Source organism: Streptomyces sp. NPDC051561, assembly GCF_044454195.1.
GTDB lineage: Bacteria > Actinomycetota > Actinomycetes > Streptomycetales > Streptomycetaceae > Streptomyces.
Window position 1 is genome coordinate 1 of the sequence record NZ_JBITDM010000014.1, and the last position, 14,212, is coordinate 14,212.

General features: G+C 73.3%; 12 protein-coding genes. 4 read left to right on the forward strand and 8 right to left on the reverse strand.

Translation table 11 applies throughout. From position 1 onward, the window contains the following. Window positions 1–158 precede the first annotated feature (158 nt). Entirely contained in the window at window positions 159–2,483 is a 2,325-nt protein-coding gene (locus ACIA73_RS26845) for an MMPL family transporter (protein WP_399441299.1), read from the reverse strand. Window positions 2,484–2,593: 110 nt separating this feature from the next. Between ACIA73_RS26845 and ACIA73_RS26850 the strand changes: the two genes are divergently transcribed. From ACIA73_RS26850 to ACIA73_RS26865, 4 genes are all read left to right on the forward strand, one after another. Further along, window positions 2,594–3,319, forward strand: coding sequence for a response regulator transcription factor (locus ACIA73_RS26850; RefSeq protein WP_399441300.1), 726 nt, complete (start codon window positions 2,594–2,596; stop codon window positions 3,317–3,319). Then, window positions 3,316–4,911, forward strand: coding sequence for a sensor histidine kinase (locus ACIA73_RS26855; RefSeq protein ID WP_399441301.1), 1,596 nt, complete (start codon window positions 3,316–3,318; stop codon window positions 4,909–4,911). Before ACIA73_RS26850 ends, ACIA73_RS26855 begins: the two co-directional genes overlap by 4 nt. A 79-nt stretch (window positions 4,912–4,990) precedes the next feature. Then, window positions 4,991–7,570 carry an alpha/beta fold hydrolase gene (locus tag ACIA73_RS26860; protein WP_399441302.1) on the forward strand — a complete coding sequence of 860 codons (2,580 nt, stop codon included), beginning with the start codon at window positions 4,991–4,993 and terminating at the stop codon, window positions 7,568–7,570. Beyond that, window positions 7,567–8,442, forward strand: a complete 876-nt coding sequence (locus ACIA73_RS26865) for an ABC transporter permease (RefSeq protein WP_399441303.1) — start codon at window positions 7,567–7,569, stop codon at window positions 8,440–8,442. The genes ACIA73_RS26860 and ACIA73_RS26865 overlap by 4 nt, the downstream gene beginning before the upstream one ends. 101 nt (window positions 8,443–8,543) lie before the next feature. Here the strand turns inward: ACIA73_RS26865 and ACIA73_RS26870 are convergent, their stop codons facing one another. The 7 genes from ACIA73_RS26870 to ACIA73_RS26900 all read right to left on the reverse strand — a co-directional run bounded on the left by ACIA73_RS26870 (window position 8,544) and on the right by ACIA73_RS26900 (window position 13,964). Beyond that, window positions 8,544–9,821: a beta-ketoacyl synthase N-terminal-like domain-containing protein gene (locus ACIA73_RS26870; RefSeq protein WP_399441304.1), complete on the reverse strand. Its 1,278-nt coding sequence runs from the start codon at window positions 9,819–9,821 to the stop codon at window positions 8,544–8,546. Next, entirely contained in the window at window positions 9,818–11,206 is a 1,389-nt protein-coding gene (locus ACIA73_RS26875; RefSeq protein ID WP_399441305.1) for a beta-ketoacyl-[acyl-carrier-protein] synthase family protein, read from the reverse strand. Before ACIA73_RS26875 ends, ACIA73_RS26870 begins: the two co-directional genes overlap by 4 nt. Further along, window positions 11,203–12,051, reverse strand: coding sequence for a cupin domain-containing protein (locus ACIA73_RS26880; protein WP_399441306.1), 849 nt, complete (start codon window positions 12,049–12,051; stop codon window positions 11,203–11,205). The genes ACIA73_RS26875 and ACIA73_RS26880 overlap by 4 nt, the downstream gene beginning before the upstream one ends. 146 nt (window positions 12,052–12,197) lie before the next feature. Beyond that, complete coding sequence (locus ACIA73_RS26885) at window positions 12,198–12,461, reverse strand: phosphopantetheine-binding protein (RefSeq protein WP_399441307.1); 264 nt, start codon at window positions 12,459–12,461, stop codon at window positions 12,198–12,200. After that, window positions 12,458–12,796 (reverse strand): antibiotic biosynthesis monooxygenase family protein, encoded by a 339-nt coding sequence (locus ACIA73_RS26890; RefSeq protein ID WP_399441308.1) that lies wholly within the window; start codon window positions 12,794–12,796, stop codon window positions 12,458–12,460. The genes ACIA73_RS26885 and ACIA73_RS26890 overlap by 4 nt, the downstream gene beginning before the upstream one ends. Further along, entirely contained in the window at window positions 12,793–13,605 is an 813-nt protein-coding gene (locus ACIA73_RS26895) for an SDR family NAD(P)-dependent oxidoreductase (RefSeq protein WP_399441310.1), read from the reverse strand. The genes ACIA73_RS26890 and ACIA73_RS26895 overlap by 4 nt, the downstream gene beginning before the upstream one ends. Beyond that, a complete protein-coding gene (locus tag ACIA73_RS26900) occupies window positions 13,602–13,964 on the reverse strand; it encodes a SchA/CurD-like domain-containing protein (protein ID WP_399441311.1) in 363 nt (120 codons plus the stop codon). The genes ACIA73_RS26895 and ACIA73_RS26900 overlap by 4 nt, the downstream gene beginning before the upstream one ends. Between the last annotated feature and the right edge of the window lie 248 nt (window positions 13,965–14,212).

Consider the following 14,212-nt stretch of genomic DNA (forward strand, 5'->3'; position numbering starts at 1 on the left):
CGCCCGCACTCACACCCCACCCCCCCCCCCCCCCCCCCCCCCGGGCCCCCCCCCCCCCCCCCCCCGCCCCCCCCCCCCCCCCCCCCCCCCCCCCCCCCCCCCCCCCCGCCCCCCCCCCCCCCCCCCCCCCCCCCCCCCCCCCCCCCCCCCCCCCCGCCCTAGGCGTCGCTGCGCTGGAGGCCCGGCACGCCGCCCGCGGGGGCGGCGCGTCCGGCCGGCCCGTGCTCCGCGTCCCCGCCAGGACCGTCCCCGCCACAACCGTCACCACCGGGCCCCTCCCCGTCGTCCCCGTCCTCGTCCCACGCGGCCTCCTCCCGCACCGGCGAGGGAGCGACCCGCAGCAGCCGGGCGGCCCAGTCGGGGAGCCACCAGTTCCACTTGCCCATCATGGCGACCACCGCCGGCACCAGCAGGCCCCTGACCAGGGTGGCGTCCAGCAGGATGCCCAGCGCGATGCCGGAGGCGAAGATCGAGACGTCGAGTTCGCCTCCGGACGCCATCGAGGCGAACGAGCAGAACAGGATCAGCGCCGCGCAGGTGACCAGCCGTCCGGTGCGTCCGACACCGTTGATGACCGCCGCCCTGGTCGAGCCCGTACGGTCGTACTCCTCGCGCATCCTGGCCAGGATGAACACCTCGTAGTCCATGGACAGCCCGTAGAGGAACGCGAAGATCGTCACCGGTACGAAGGTGCCGATCGAGCCGTCCGGGGTGATGCCGAGCAGCGCCTCGGTGCCCCAGCCCCACTGCCACAGGATCACCATCGCGCCGAGCACCGCGCCCAGCGACAGCAGGTTGAGCAGGATCGCCTTCAGCGGCAGCAGCAGCGAGCGGAAGGCGCGCGCCAGCATCAGGTACGTCACCAGGGACAGTGCGGCAAGCATCCAGGGGAAGGCCGTGTAGGTGACGTCCACGTAGTCGATCTGCTGGGTGACGTTGCCGCCGACGAGCACCCCGTCGGGCACCGCGTCCACGACCCGGGCGATGGTGTCCTCGCCCGCCGCGGTGCCGCCCTCGTCGCGGGGCAGGACGGTCAGCAGCGCGGAGCCTTCCTTCTGCCAGGCGGGGCCCTGCGGGGCGGCGACCGCGTACACGCCGTCGGTGTCGCGCAGGGTGGCGGCCACGGCTGCCCGGTCGGTGCCTGCGGGGACGTACACGTCGAAGGACGTCAGGGTGCCGGAGGGGATGGTTCCGTCCTGGGTGAGCGCGGTGAGTCCGGCCCGGCCCGCGCCGGAGTCGGCGAGGTGGTCGGTGGTCGGCACCGACAGGTTGAGGCCGACGGCGGTGACCGAGAGGGCGAGCAGGGCCGCTCCGCTGAGGGCGGCGGTCAGCAGACGGAAGCGCACCACCCGGCGGGCGACACCCGTCCAGAAGCGGCCCGCCCGCGCCTCCTTGGCCAGGGCCGCCCGCTCGGGCCGTCCGGCCTCCCGGCGGCGGGCCAGCCGGCGCGAGGAGGAGGACAGCAGCAGCGGCAGCAGGGTCAGCGAGATCAGGGCGCTCGCGGCGGTGACCATCAGCCCGCCGACGCCCAGGCTGCGGATCAGCGGAATGGGCAGCAGCACCATGGTGACCAGGCCGATGCCGACCGCACCCGCGGAGAACACCACGGCGTGCCCGGAGGTGGCCATCGCCCGGCGGACCGCCTCGTCGCCGTGGTGTCCCTTGGCCTCCTCCTCGCGCCAGCGGGTGACCAGGATCAGCGCGTAGTCGATGGCGATGCCCACCCCGAACAGCGGCAGCATGATCACCGTCGTCTCGTGCACCGCGATGAACGGGCTCACCGCCAGCAGCCCGAGGAACGACACCGGCACCGCCACCAGTGCGGTCAGCAGCGGTACGAAGGCGAGCGCGGAGCGGAACACGTACAGCAGCACCACGATCGCCGCCCCGATCGTGACCACCAGCTTCACCGGTACGTTGAGGCCGCCCGCGTCCGCGCCGGTCGCCAGCGCGTCCAGGCCGGTGACCTGCACCTCGGAGCCCGGCGGGAGTTCTCCGCGCATCGCGTCCGCGATCACAGGCCCGTGTGCGGGGGCCTCGCCGAGCGCGCTGCCGGGCAGTCCGCCCTGTTCGACGGGGCCGCCGAAGACCAGCCCGAACGTGGTCCGGCCGCTCTCGCCGAGGAAGCGCTCGTCGTGGGTGTTGGCATAGGAGGCGACCCGGGCGTCGATCTTCGCGGCCGCCGCGTCGAAGGCCCGGCCGAGGGCCGCCGTGTTCGCGGGGTCATCGGCGCGCTGCCCTTCGGGGAGCGTGACCACGGGGACGAACGGGCGCTCGTAGCCGCCGCTGCCGTAGGTCCCGGCGATCTGCTGGTTGGCCTCGTAGCCGGGCAGGCCGGGGTAGGCGTTGCGCTCGTCCATGTTCGGGATGAGCAGGCCGATGGCGCCGCCGCCGGCCAGCAGCAGAACCGCGACGAGCGTCCGTACGAGTCGCCTCCGTCCCAGGACGAAGTCACAGAGTTTTTCCATGGCGGGCTTCTTCATGACACCAGATCAGCAAAGAGTTCTGGGACGCCCCATGGAGCGTTCTGAGAGATCTCTGTCAATGTGCCCGCGCACCGCCGAACTCGCCCGGCCCGGGCAACACTTGGGGCGTGAACTCAACGAAACTGCGTGTCCTGGTCGTCGACGACGAGAGCTATCTGGCGGACCTCGTCGCCACCGCTCTGCGCTACGAGGGGTTCGAGACGGCCGTGGCCGGCACCGGGAGTACGGCCGTCAGCAAGGTGGAGTCCTTCCGTCCGCACCTCATCGTGATGGATGTGATGCTGCCGGACGGCTCCGGCATCGACACCACCCGCAGGCTGCGCAGCGCGGGCTGCGAGGCGTCGGTGGTCTTCCTCACCGCGCGCGACGCCACCGAGGACAAGATCGCCGGGCTCACGGTGGGGGGCGACGACTACGTCACCAAGCCGTTCAGCCTGGAGGAGCTGATAGCCCGGATCCGCGCGGTGCTGCGCCGTTCCAAGCATCCGCGGGAGCACGCCAGGCTGGTCTTCGCGGACCTGGAGATCGACGACGAGGCGCACGAGGTGCGCAGGCACGGGACGCCGGTCGATCTGACGCCCACCGAGTTCAAGCTGCTGCGGTACCTGGTGGCGCACGCGGGGCGGGTGCTGTCGAAGCGTCAGATCCTGGACCACGTCTGGGAGTACGACTTCGGGGGAAGCGACGCGGTGGTCCAGACGTACATCTCGTACCTGCGGCGGAAGATCGATGTGTTCGCGCCGGCGCTGATCCAGACGGTGCCGCGGATCGGGTATGTCGTACGGGTTCAGGAGCCGGGGCCCGGTGCCGGGCCGCAGGCGGACGCGCGATGACGTTGCGGGTGCGGCTGGTGCTGGTGCTGGCCGGGCTGCTGGCACTGGGGATGGTGATGTCCGTCGGGGCGACCTTCGGCGCCCTCCAGGACTGGCGGCACGATCAGAGCGACGAGGTCCTCCAGGCGGCGGCCCGGCAGTTGCACCGCACGCTCGGTGACGCGCCGGGCGCCCGGCTCGGTGTCACCGGCGGCCAGGGCGACCAGCTGGCCGCCGTCTGGGGCGCCACCGCGGAACAGGGCGACATCCCCTCGTTCTTCCAGCTCAGGTCCCCGGACGGGCAGGTCGTGCAGACCTCCGGGTTCGGCTCCCGGCCGGATCTGCCCGCCACCCTGCCGTCCGGGCTGTGGCCCGGGGCGGCCACCGCGGACGACCCGAGCGGGGGCGCCTTCCACCAGGTGCCGGACACCGCCGACGGCGACACCCACTGGCTGCTGCACAGCTCCGCGCGACCGGACGGGATCCTGCTGGTGGGCATGCGGACCTCGGGCGCCGACGAGCTGGTCCGGCGTACCGCGGTCGTCGCGGGGACGTCCGCCGTACTGGCCCTGCTGGCCGTCACGCTGCTGTCCTGGCGTGCGGTACGTCGCGGACTGCGCCCCCTGGAGTCGATCGCGGTGGCGGCCGCGGCGATCGGTGACGGCGATCTGGCCCGGCGGATCCCGGCGGCCGGTCCGCGCACCGAGGTCGGCAGGCTGGGCGCGGCGCTGAACGCGATGCTCGGGCAGATCGAGTCCGCCTTCGTGCAGCGGCAGCGCTCCGAGGACCGGCTGCGGCGCTTCGTCGCCGACGCCTCGCACGAGCTGCGTACGCCGGTGGCGACCGTGCGGGGATATGCGGAGCTGTTCCGGCGGGGGGCCGCGGACCGGCCCCAGGACCTGGCCAACGCCATGCGGCGGATCGAGTCGGAGGCCCGCCGTATGGGTTCGCTGATCGAGGAGTTGCTGCTGCTCGCCAAACTGGACCAGGGTCTTCCGCTCGCCCTGGCCCCGGTCGATCTGTCCGCACTCGCCGCGGAGGCCGTCGACGACGCCCGGGTGCGCGCTCCCGGCCACCCGCTGCTGCTGGAGACCGGCCCCGGCGGCCCCGTCGTGGTACGCGGCGACGCGGACCGACTGCGCCAGGTGCTGGCCAACTTGCTGGCCAACGTCCGCCACCACACCCCGGAGGGGACGGAGGCATGGGTACGGGTCGGGAGGGGGGCCGGGGCATCGGGGGAGCCCGGGGCTGGCGGGGCGGCCGGGGCCTCCGGGGCGGCCGGAGCTTCCGAGACAGCCGTGGCTTCCGGACCGGCCGGAGCTTCCGGGGCCTACCGGCCCACCACGGTCGAGGTTTCCGAGGCAGCCGTGCTGGAGGTTGCCGATCTGGGGCCGGGGCTCACCGAGGAGGAGGCCGCCCATGTCTTCGAGCGTTTCTTCCGGGCCGATCCCGCCCGCGCGCGCGGTCTGCCCGACGGATCCCGCGAGGAGGGGTCCGGGCTCGGGCTCGCGATCGTCGCGGCGGCGGTCGCGGCGCACGGCGGGACCGTCGAGGTCGAGGCGCGTCCCGGGAAGGGGGCGACGTTCCGGGTGCGGCTTCCGATGAACGGCTGACCGCCCCCGCAGAAACCCTGCCCCGCCACTCCGACCGGCCTCCCTCAACTCCCCCCATCCGAAAGGTGGTTGCTTCGCCATGCCCTCATTCAGGCCGCACCGGCCCCAATTACGCCTCCGCACCAGGCCGTTGGCCATGGCCCTGCTGGCCGCGCTGCTCTGCGCCGCCTCCGTCCTGACCTGGACGGTCGCCGCCGCGGAGGACGACCCCGCCCCCGTGCACCGCCAGGACCGCACCCTGACCGGCGCGGGCGGGATCCGCCTCGACACCTCGTACTACCTGCCCTCGGGCAGGGCGGGAGGAGCGGCGAAGGACAGGCGTCCCGCCGTGCTCCTGGCCCACGGCTTCGGCGGTACGAAGGACAGCGAGCGGGACCGCGCGGAGCGGCTCGCGCGCGCCGGTTACGCCGTACTCACCTACTCCGCCCGGGGGTTCGGCGCCTCCGAAGGACGCATCGGGCTGAACGCGGCCGACGGCGAGGTGGCCGACGCCGTCCGACTCGTCGACTGGCTGGCCACCCGCCCGGAGGTCGCCCTCGACCGGACCGGCGACCCGGTGATCGGCATGGCGGGCGGCTCCTACGGCGGCGCGGTGTCGCTGCTGGCCGCCGCGCGGGACCGCCGCATCGACGCGCTCGTACCGTCGGTCACCTACTGGGACCTGGAGCAAGCCCTGTTCCCGCAAGGGGTGTTCAAGAAGCTGTGGGCCGGGGTCTTCTTCGCTCAGGGCCTCACCGACCCCCGCGACCCGCAGTGCGGACGCTTCGGGGCGGAGGTGTGCGCGGCCTTCGTCCGCGCGGCCGCGCACGGCCGCGCGGACGAACGGACCTCGAAGCTGCTGCGGTCGGTGAGCCCGGCGACGTACGGCAAACGGATCCGCGTGCCCACACTGGTGGTGCAGGGCCGCACCGACTCCCTCTTCCCGCTCGGCCAGGGCGACGCCCTCGCCGCCGCCGTCGCGGCGAACGGCGCACCCGTCGCCGTGGACTGGATCGCCGGCGGCCATGACGGCGGCGACCGGGAGGAGCCGAGGATCGCCGACCGTACGGTGGCCTGGTTCGACGCGTATCTCAAGCACCGGCCCACGGGGCCCGGGCCCGCCGACGCCAAGTCCCCCGCCGCAGGGCCTGCCTTCCGCGTCAGCCGCACCGCCGGCGCGGCCACCGCGGGCCCCGGCGCCGACGACGAGGCCGCCCCGCAGGGCGCCACCGCCGACCGCTACCCCGGCCTCGACGGCACCGCCCGCCGGACCGTGCCCCTCGACCCCGCGCCACGCATCCTGATCAACCCGCCCGGCGGCACTCCCCCCACCCTCACCGGCGGCCCCGGACTCGGCGCGCTGGCCGCCCTGTCCCAGCTCCCCGCAGGCGTGGGCGGCGCACCGGGCGCGGACGGCCCCGGCGTCGGCGGCCCCGCCGGAGGCCGCCCCGCCTCCGCCGCCCCCGTCGGCCAGCACGCCGCCTTCGACGCCCCGCCGCTCACCCAGCCCCTCCACCTCACCGGCTCCCCCACCCTCGACCTCACCGTGCGCACCGAACGCGAGGCGGTCCTCTTCGTCAAGCTGTACGACGCCGCCCCGGACGGACGCCAGACCCTGCCCCAGCAACTCGTCACTCCTATAAGGGCGTTGAGCAGTGGCACAGTGCGCGTCACGCTGCCCGCCGTCGACCACCTCTTCGCGGCCGGGCACCGGATGCGTCTCGTCGTCTCCAGTACCGACTTCGGTTACGCCTCCCCGGCGGCGCCCGCCACCCACCAGGTGCGCGCCGGCGCGCTGACCGTGCCCACCGTGGCGGGCCTCACCGCACCGGCGAGCGACGCCACTCCCGGCTGGGTGCCGGTGCTGCCCGCCGCCGCCCTCGTACTGGCCGCCGTACTGCTGCTGCCGCTGCGCCGGGGCGGCTCGACGCCCGCGCCGGACCCCGGACTCGCCGACGTACCCCTGCGGATCGAGGCACTGAGCAAGAGGTACGCGGGCGGCAGCGGCGACTACGCGGTCCGCGACCTCTCCCTCAGCGTCGAACGCGGCCAGGTCCTCGGGCTGCTCGGCCCCAACGGGGCGGGCAAGACGACCACCCTGCGGATGCTGATGGGACTGGTCCACCCGGACGACGGCGAGCTGCGGATCTTCGGGCACCCGGTGCGCCCCGGGGCTCCGGTGCTCTCCCGGCTGGGTTCGTTCGTCGAGGGCCCCGGCTTCCTGCCGCACCTCACCGGCCGGCAGAACCTCGACCTGTACTGGCGGGCCACCGGGCGCCCCACCGCCGACGCCCACGTGGAGGAGGCGCTGGCCGTCGCCGGCCTCGGCACCGCGCTGGACCGCGCGGTACGCACCTACTCGCAGGGCATGCGTCAGCGCCTGGCCATCGCCCAGGCCATGCTCGGCCTGCCCGACCTGCTCGTCCTCGACGAGCCGACCAACGGCCTCGACCCGGGCCAGATCCGCGAGATGCGCGACGTGCTGACCCGTTACGCCGCCACCGGCCGCACCGTCGTCGTCTCCAGCCACCTCCTCGCGGAGGTCGAGCAGTGCTGCACCCACCTGGTCGTCATGGACCGGGGCCGGCTCGTCGCGGCGGGCGAGGTCGGCGAGATCACCAGCGACCACCTCCGCCTGGAGGACGCGTTCCTGACCCTCACCGGAGGCGAACAGAAATGACCACCACCCACCGGATCAGCCCTGTTGAGCCTGCCGCGCCCGGCTATCGCGGCCGGACCACGCTGCCCCTGCGGGTGGAGGCGGTACGGCAGTTGCGGCGGCGGCGCACCCTGGTGGTGCTCGCCCTGGTCGCCCTGCTCCCGCTGCTCCTGCTGCTGGCGTTCGCCGTCGGCGGCTCGCCCAGCGACCCGGACGGCGGCAGCCCCGCCCTGGTGACCACGGCGACGGCTTCCGGGCCGAACTTCCTCGCCTTCACCCTGTTCGCCTCCATCAGCTTTCTGCTGCCGGTGGTGATCGCCCTGTACTGCGGGGACACGGTGGCCGCCGAGGCGGGCTGGTCGTCGCTGCGCTATCTGCTGGCCTCCCCGGTGCCGCGCGCCCGACTGCTGTTCACCAAGCTGGTAGTGGCGCTCGGGTACAGCGCGCTGACGGTGCTGCTGCTGGCAGCCGTCGCGCTGGCCGCCGGTACGGCCGCGTACGGCTGGGGCGGTGTGCGGCTGCCGGGCGGCGGCACCATGCCGGGCTCCGAGATCGCCTGGCGGGTGCTGGTGATCATCGGCTATGTGTACGGGAGCCTGCTGCTGGTCGGCGCCCTGGGGTTCTGGCTCTCCACGGTGACCGATGCCCCGCTGGGCGCGGTCGGCGGCGCGGTGGGGCTGACCGTGGTGTCGACGATGCTGGACGCGGTCACCGCGCTGGGCGGGGTACGGGACTTCCTGCCGACCCACTGGCAGTACGCCTGGCTGGACGCGCTGCGGCCGGAGATCGCCTGGTCGCAGATGGCCCAGGGGGTCTCGCTGTCGCTGGCGTACTCGATGGTGTTCCTGGCACTGGCGTTCCGGGGGTTCGCCCGCAAGGACGTGGTGTCCTGAGCGGGGGTCCCGGGCGCGTGCCCTGAGCGTGTTTCCCGAGCACAGCACTGCGGGCCGTGGGGCAACTCCCGCCCCACGGCCCGCAGTTGTGCACCCTTCCGTCAGATCTGCCGCCTTCCTCCCTCCGGCAGCCCCAGCACCGCGGCCGAGTTGAACCCGCCCACGCCCCTGGCCACCACGAGCGCGGTACGCAGTCCGGCCCCCTCGCGGGCGGTCGTCACCACGTCCAGGTCGTCGTCCTGGCCGGGGTTCAGATTGACCGACGGCGGGATGGTGTCGTGGGTCAGCGCGAGCGCCGCCCAGGCCAGATCAAGCGGCGCGCCACCGGAGTTGAGCCGCCCGGTGGCCGTCTTGGGCACCGCGACCGGCACCGCGCGCCGGCCGAAGACCTCCACCAGGGCGTCCGTCTCCCGGCGGTCCAGCTCACGGTCCCCGGCGGCGTCGGCGAAGACCACGTCGATCTCCGCCGGGGTCAGCCCGGCGCGCGCGATCGCCTCCCGCAGGGCACGCGCCAGTTCCCGGTGGCCGGGTGCGGGCAGTACCGGGTCATGGGCGTCGTGGGTGGCCGCGGTGCCCAGCACCCGCGCGTACGGGGCCGGTGCGCCCCGCCGCTCCGCCCACTCGGCGTCCTCGACCACCAACAGCGCGCCGCCCTCGCCCGGCACGTGCCCCGCACTGTCCGCAGCGAACGGACGGTACGCCGTCGCGGGGTCCTTGTCCCCGCTCAACGTGGTCTGTTTGGCCTGGCAGGCCATCGCGTACGGCGACAGCGGCGCCTCCGTACCGCCGACCAGCACCGCCCCGGTGCCCCGCCGGATCAGCCGACCCGCCTGGGCGAGTGCGTCGAGCCCGCCCGCACCGTCGGCGACGAGCACCCCGCAGGCGCCCTTGAGCTGGTCGCGGATGGAGAGCTGGCCGCTGCTCGCCGCGTAGAACCAGCCGATCGACTGGTACGCGGTCACCGCGTGCGGCCCCTCCTTCCACAGGTTGTGGATCTCGCGCTGCCCGAAGACGTTCCCGCCGGACGAGCTCGCCGTCACCACGGACAGCTCGAACGGATCGTGCTCCTGCGGATCGAGCCCGGCGTCGGCGAACGCGAGCCGGCCCGCCGCCAGTGCCAGCCAGGTCCAGCGGTCGGTCTGCACCCGGAGTCTGCTGTCGACGTGGTCACTCGCGTCGAAGTCCGCGTCGGGGATCTGCCCTGCGGGCGGATAGGGCAGAGAGGCCGCGACGAAGGACTCGACCGGGGAGATCCGGCCGACCCGCTCCAGGGTGCGCTCCCAGTGGGCGCGCACACCGACACCGGTGGGTGCGGCCACCCCGATGCCGGTGATCACCGGCGGGCGTGCGCCCGTCGCCGTACTCACTCGTGCCTTCATGTCGCCACCTTCCGGCCGGAGGACCCGGCGGGCCGTGCGGCCTCCGAGAACTCGGAGAACACCATCGCGGACTGGAAGCCGCCGAACCCGCTGCCCACCGACAGGGCGTGGCGCACCGTCGTCTCCCGTGCCGTGACCGGGGTGTAGTCCAGGTCGCACTCGGGGTCCGGGGTGGTGAGGTTCGCGGTGGGCGGCACCACCGACCGGTCGATGGCCAGCGCGCAGGCGGCCATCTCGATGGAGCCGATCGCGCCGAGCGAGTGCCCGATCACGGACTTGATGGAGCTGATCGGGACCCGGCGTACCGCGTCCCCCAGCGCGTACTTGTAGGCGGCGGTCTCGTGCCGGTCGTTCTGCCGGGTGCCCGAGCCGTGTGCGCTGATGTAGCCGAGGTCCTCCGGGTCGAGCCGGGCCTGGTTCATCACGTCCTTGACCGCCTCGCCCAACTCCTTCCCGTCCGGGCGCAGTCCGGTCATGTGGAAGCCGTTGGCGCGGGCCGCGTAGCCGGCCACCTCGCAGTAGATCCGGGCGCCCCTGGCCCTGGCGTGCTCCAGCTCCTCCACGATCAGCACCGCGCAGCCCTCGCCGAGCACGAAGCCCTTGCGGTCGGCGTCGAAGGGCCGGGAGGCCTCCTGGGGGCTGTCGTTGAGCGGGCTGGTGGCCCGGATGGCGTCGAAGCAGGCCACCGTGATCGGGGTGATCGGGGCGTCCGACGCCCCGGCGATCATGACGTCCGCCTCCCCGTCCTCGATCAGCCGCAGCGCGTGCCCGATCGCGTCGATGCCGGAGGTGCAGCCGGTGGACACCACGGCGGCGGGGCCGCGCGCCCCGAACCGTACGGCCAGCTCGGTCGCGGCACTCGACGGGACCAGCGCCTGGTAGAGGAACGGCATCAGGTGGCCCGGGTCCACCTCCCATTCGCGGCCGTGGTCGCTGGCGACGACGTACTCCTCCTCCAGCGTGATCGACGCGCCGACCGCCGAGCCGAGGCTGACCCCGACGCGCCCGGTGTCCGTGCCGGGAGCCGTCAGGTCGAGCCCGGCGTCCTCCACCGCCTCCGCGGCGGAGGCCAGCGCGAACTGGGCGAACCGGTCGGTGCGCCGGATCTCCCGGGGGCTCAGCCCGTGCGCGGCCGGATCGAAGTCGCACTCGGCGGCTATCCGCGACCGGAAGGGAGCCGGGTCGAAGCAACTCACCGTGCGAATGGCCGACTTGCCGCTGGTGATGCGCTGCCAGAACTCCTCGCGCCCGGAGCCGCCGGGGGCGATCACCCCGATACCGGTGACGACGGCCCGGCGGGCGGGCTCGCGTGCGCCGCCCGGTGTACCCGTCGGCGTCCGGGTGCTCGTCGGCGTCCGTGTGCTCGCAGGCGTCCGTGCGCTCATCGGGCGACCGCCTGCTGCCGCTCGTCCGGGTAGGGCTCGGTGTCCACGTGGCCGAGGTGCGGCTCAGGGGCCAGCGGGCCGATCTGGAAGACCACCAGGGCCTCGGTGTCCCCGGTGTTGGTGAGCCGGTGGCGCACCTCGCGGGGGATGTGCAGGGCCTGCTCGGCGCCGACCTTGACCGCCTCGTCGTCGAGGTCGACGCGCAGCTCGCCGGTGGCGACGAAGAGGTATTCCTCGGAGTACGGGTGGTAGTGCTCGGAGACGCCCTCGCCGGGCGCCAGCCGGACCGCGCCGCAGAAACCGGCGGACGTACCGGAGTTGGCGGGTGCGAGCAGGGTCCGCAGGTCACCGCCACGCCTCGTGTTCGACGGTACGTCGCTCATGCCGACCACCGTGCACCTGGCCCGCTCGACCCGCTCCTTGATCAGCCGTAACTGGACGCCGCTGTTGTGGTTGATCCGGTCGGTCATCGCCGCCGTGTCCAGTGGCGCCTCCGGCTTCATGTGGAAGTCCTGCACCCAGCGCATCCTGGTGCGGTCGGGGGCAAGTTGCTCGTAGGTCCAGCTGATGTTCATGAACTCGAACGGCCCGGTCTCCACCCGTCGTGCCCTGGCCACCAGGGCGTCCCGGTCCCAGTGCCGCGAGGAGATCCAGGACCAGACCCGGCCCTGCTCGTCCGGGTGCATGGTCAGCCGGAAGGTGGCCGAGTTCGGTGTCTCTTCGAGGATGTCGATGCTCGCGTACTCGGAGAACAGCTCCGGCCAGCGGCGCAGGTCGTTCGTCCGGTCCCAGACGAAACCGACGGGAGCGTCGATGTCGATGGAGTTGTCGGTGTGCCCGATCATCACGTAACCCTTGTCCCTTGCGTGTCTGTTGCGAGTCTCTTGCGGGTCTTGCTGGGTGTCTCTGGGGGCTCTTCGGTGTCTCTGAGGGCTCTTCGGTGTCTCCGGGTGTCTCTGGGTGTCTTGTGCGGCCGGTCGGAGCCGGCGGGTCAGACGGTGACGGTGGGAAGGACGCCGATGAGTTCCTCGATGTCGGCCGGGGTGCTCTCCGGCTCGATCTGCTCCTCGATGTCGACGCCGAACCGGCTCTTTATCCGGCTGGCCAGCTCGACCCGGGCCAGCGAGTCCAGTCCCAGGGCGTCGAAGGTGCGCTCGAAGGCGGCCTCGCCGAGGGCCGGGTCGAGGCCGACCGCGGCGAGCATGGCGGTGAGTTCGGTGTGCAGGGCCTGGGCCGGGTCCTGGGTGGTGGTCATGGGGTGTCTCCTTCGTGTGCGGTTTCGTGTGCCGTGGAGGTACGGATGTGGAAGCGGAGCGAACGTGCCTCGGTGAAGCAGTCGCGCATCGGCTTCACCAGATCGCGGTGGGCCTGGGTCTCCTCCCAGGCCTCGAAGTCGGCCAGCCGGCGCCACTCACTGGTGATGAGCCACTGCTCGGGGTCGGTCGCGGACTGGCAGACCTGGTCCTTGACGTGCCCCGGCACCCCTTCCGCGACCAGGAAGCGGATCTTGTCGTAGGCGTCCAGGAAGTCCTGCCGCCGTTCGGCGGGGACCCTGATCAGGAAGACCACCCGGGCCTGCGGCGCGCTCACCGACCCGGCCTTCCGGCACCGGCACCCGCACCGGCGGTGCCCCGCACTCCGGGCGGCGGTCCGCCCGCCAGCGCGGAGGTGAAGCCGAACTTCCCCACCACCGGGACCACGCTCCCGTACATCCCCTCCGAGTCGGGCCCGGTGAGGAACCGCACGGCGTGGCCCACGAGTTCGGCGTCCACCGTGAGGTCCGGGTCCACCTGCGGCATCTCCGCGCGCATCTCGGGGGTCTCCACCAGGGTCAGCGAGATCGCGTTGGCGTGGATGCCGCGCTTCTTCACCTCGTGGGCCGCCGAGCGCATCCAGGCGACCAGTGCCGCCTTGCTCGCCGCGTACGACGACATGGCGGCCAGCGGCTGGTCGGAGAGCGGGGTGCCGAAGTAGACCAGCCGGCCGCCCTCGCCCAGGTGCGGCAGTACCGCCTGGGTGGCGACCACCGCGGACAGGAAGTTGGCGCGCAGCACGTCCTCGTAGGCGGAGACGTCGGTGAGCATCACGGGCCCCACGGAGAAGGAGCCCACCAGGTGCACCAGCCCGTCCAGTGGGCCGAACCCGCGGACCGCCTCCGCGGCGGCGTGCTGTGCGCCCTCCGGCTCGGTGGCGTCGACGGTGAGCGTCCGCACCTGTGTGCCCGGCGGGTAACTCCCCTCGTTTGCCTGGCTGTTGACCTCTGCGGCGAGCTGGTCGAGGCGGGCTGTGTTGCGCCCGGTGAGCAGCAGCCGGTCCCCGCGCACGGCGAGGGCCCGTACCGTCGCACCGCCCAGCCGGCCGGTCGCTCCGGTCACCAGCAGGGTGCGGCCGGCGCTCATGCGTCCGGCCCGTCGAAGACGGCGACGCGGGTGGTGACGTGCTCCATCATGGCCCGCTGGAAGAAGGCGCGGGCGCCGGCCGGTGAGTTCATGTCGCGCGGCTCCAGCAGGAACTCGTCGAGCTTGCGCTCCAGTTCCTGGATGGCGGGCTGCCTGGCGAGGTGGGCCATCACCCGCGGCAGCCCGCCGTCGATCTCCATGAACCGGACGACCAGACCGTCCTTCATGAAGATCGAGGTGCCGAGCAGCCGGGCCCCGTCGGGGGTCTCCCACTCCGGCGGGGTGTAGGTGGCCAGCAGATCCCTGACCACCTCTTCGGTACCCGGCTTGACGTGGAAGCTGATCGCGAATCGCTCCATCGGAATGCCTCTCTGCTCTCGCCGCCCTGTCCGTGCGGGCTTCCCGTGCTGGATTCCCGTGCGGGCTTCCCGTGCGGACGGTCGGTTCCTGGGCGGCGTACGGATGTCCGCCGGCCCTCGTTCCGGTGGCGGACGGCAGTCAGCGTGCCCGGGCGGGCGGGGCCCGGTCTTCCGGCCGCCGGGCGAGATCGGCCCTCCTCACCGGGGAGGAGATCTCCCCCCGTGGGTGCGGTGCGCTCCTCCCGGCG

Coding starts and splice junctions, on each gene's coding strand:
- ACIA73_RS26895 (WP_399441310.1), bottom strand. CDS start 13,605: ATGAGCGCCGGCCGCACCCTGCTGGTGACCGGAGCGACCGGCCGGCTG.
- ACIA73_RS26880 (WP_399441306.1), bottom strand. CDS start 12,051: ATGATCGGGCACACCGACAACTCCATCGACATCGACGCTCCCGTCGGT.
- ACIA73_RS26875 (WP_399441305.1), bottom strand. CDS start 11,206: ATGAGCGCACGGACGCCTGCGAGCACACGGACGCCGACGAGCACCCGG.
- ACIA73_RS26860 (WP_399441302.1), top strand. CDS start 4,991: ATGCCCTCATTCAGGCCGCACCGGCCCCAATTACGCCTCCGCACCAGG.
- ACIA73_RS26845 (WP_399441299.1), bottom strand. CDS start 2,483: ATGAAGAAGCCCGCCATGGAAAAACTCTGTGACTTCGTCCTGGGACGG.
- ACIA73_RS26865 (WP_399441303.1), top strand. CDS start 7,567: ATGACCACCACCCACCGGATCAGCCCTGTTGAGCCTGCCGCGCCCGGC.
- ACIA73_RS26900 (WP_399441311.1), bottom strand. CDS start 13,964: ATGGAGCGATTCGCGATCAGCTTCCACGTCAAGCCGGGTACCGAAGAG.
- ACIA73_RS26855 (WP_399441301.1), top strand. CDS start 3,316: ATGACGTTGCGGGTGCGGCTGGTGCTGGTGCTGGCCGGGCTGCTGGCA.
- ACIA73_RS26870 (WP_399441304.1), bottom strand. CDS start 9,821: ATGAAGGCACGAGTGAGTACGGCGACGGGCGCACGCCCGCCGGTGATC.
- ACIA73_RS26885 (WP_399441307.1), bottom strand. CDS start 12,461: ATGACCACCACCCAGGACCCGGCCCAGGCCCTGCACACCGAACTCACC.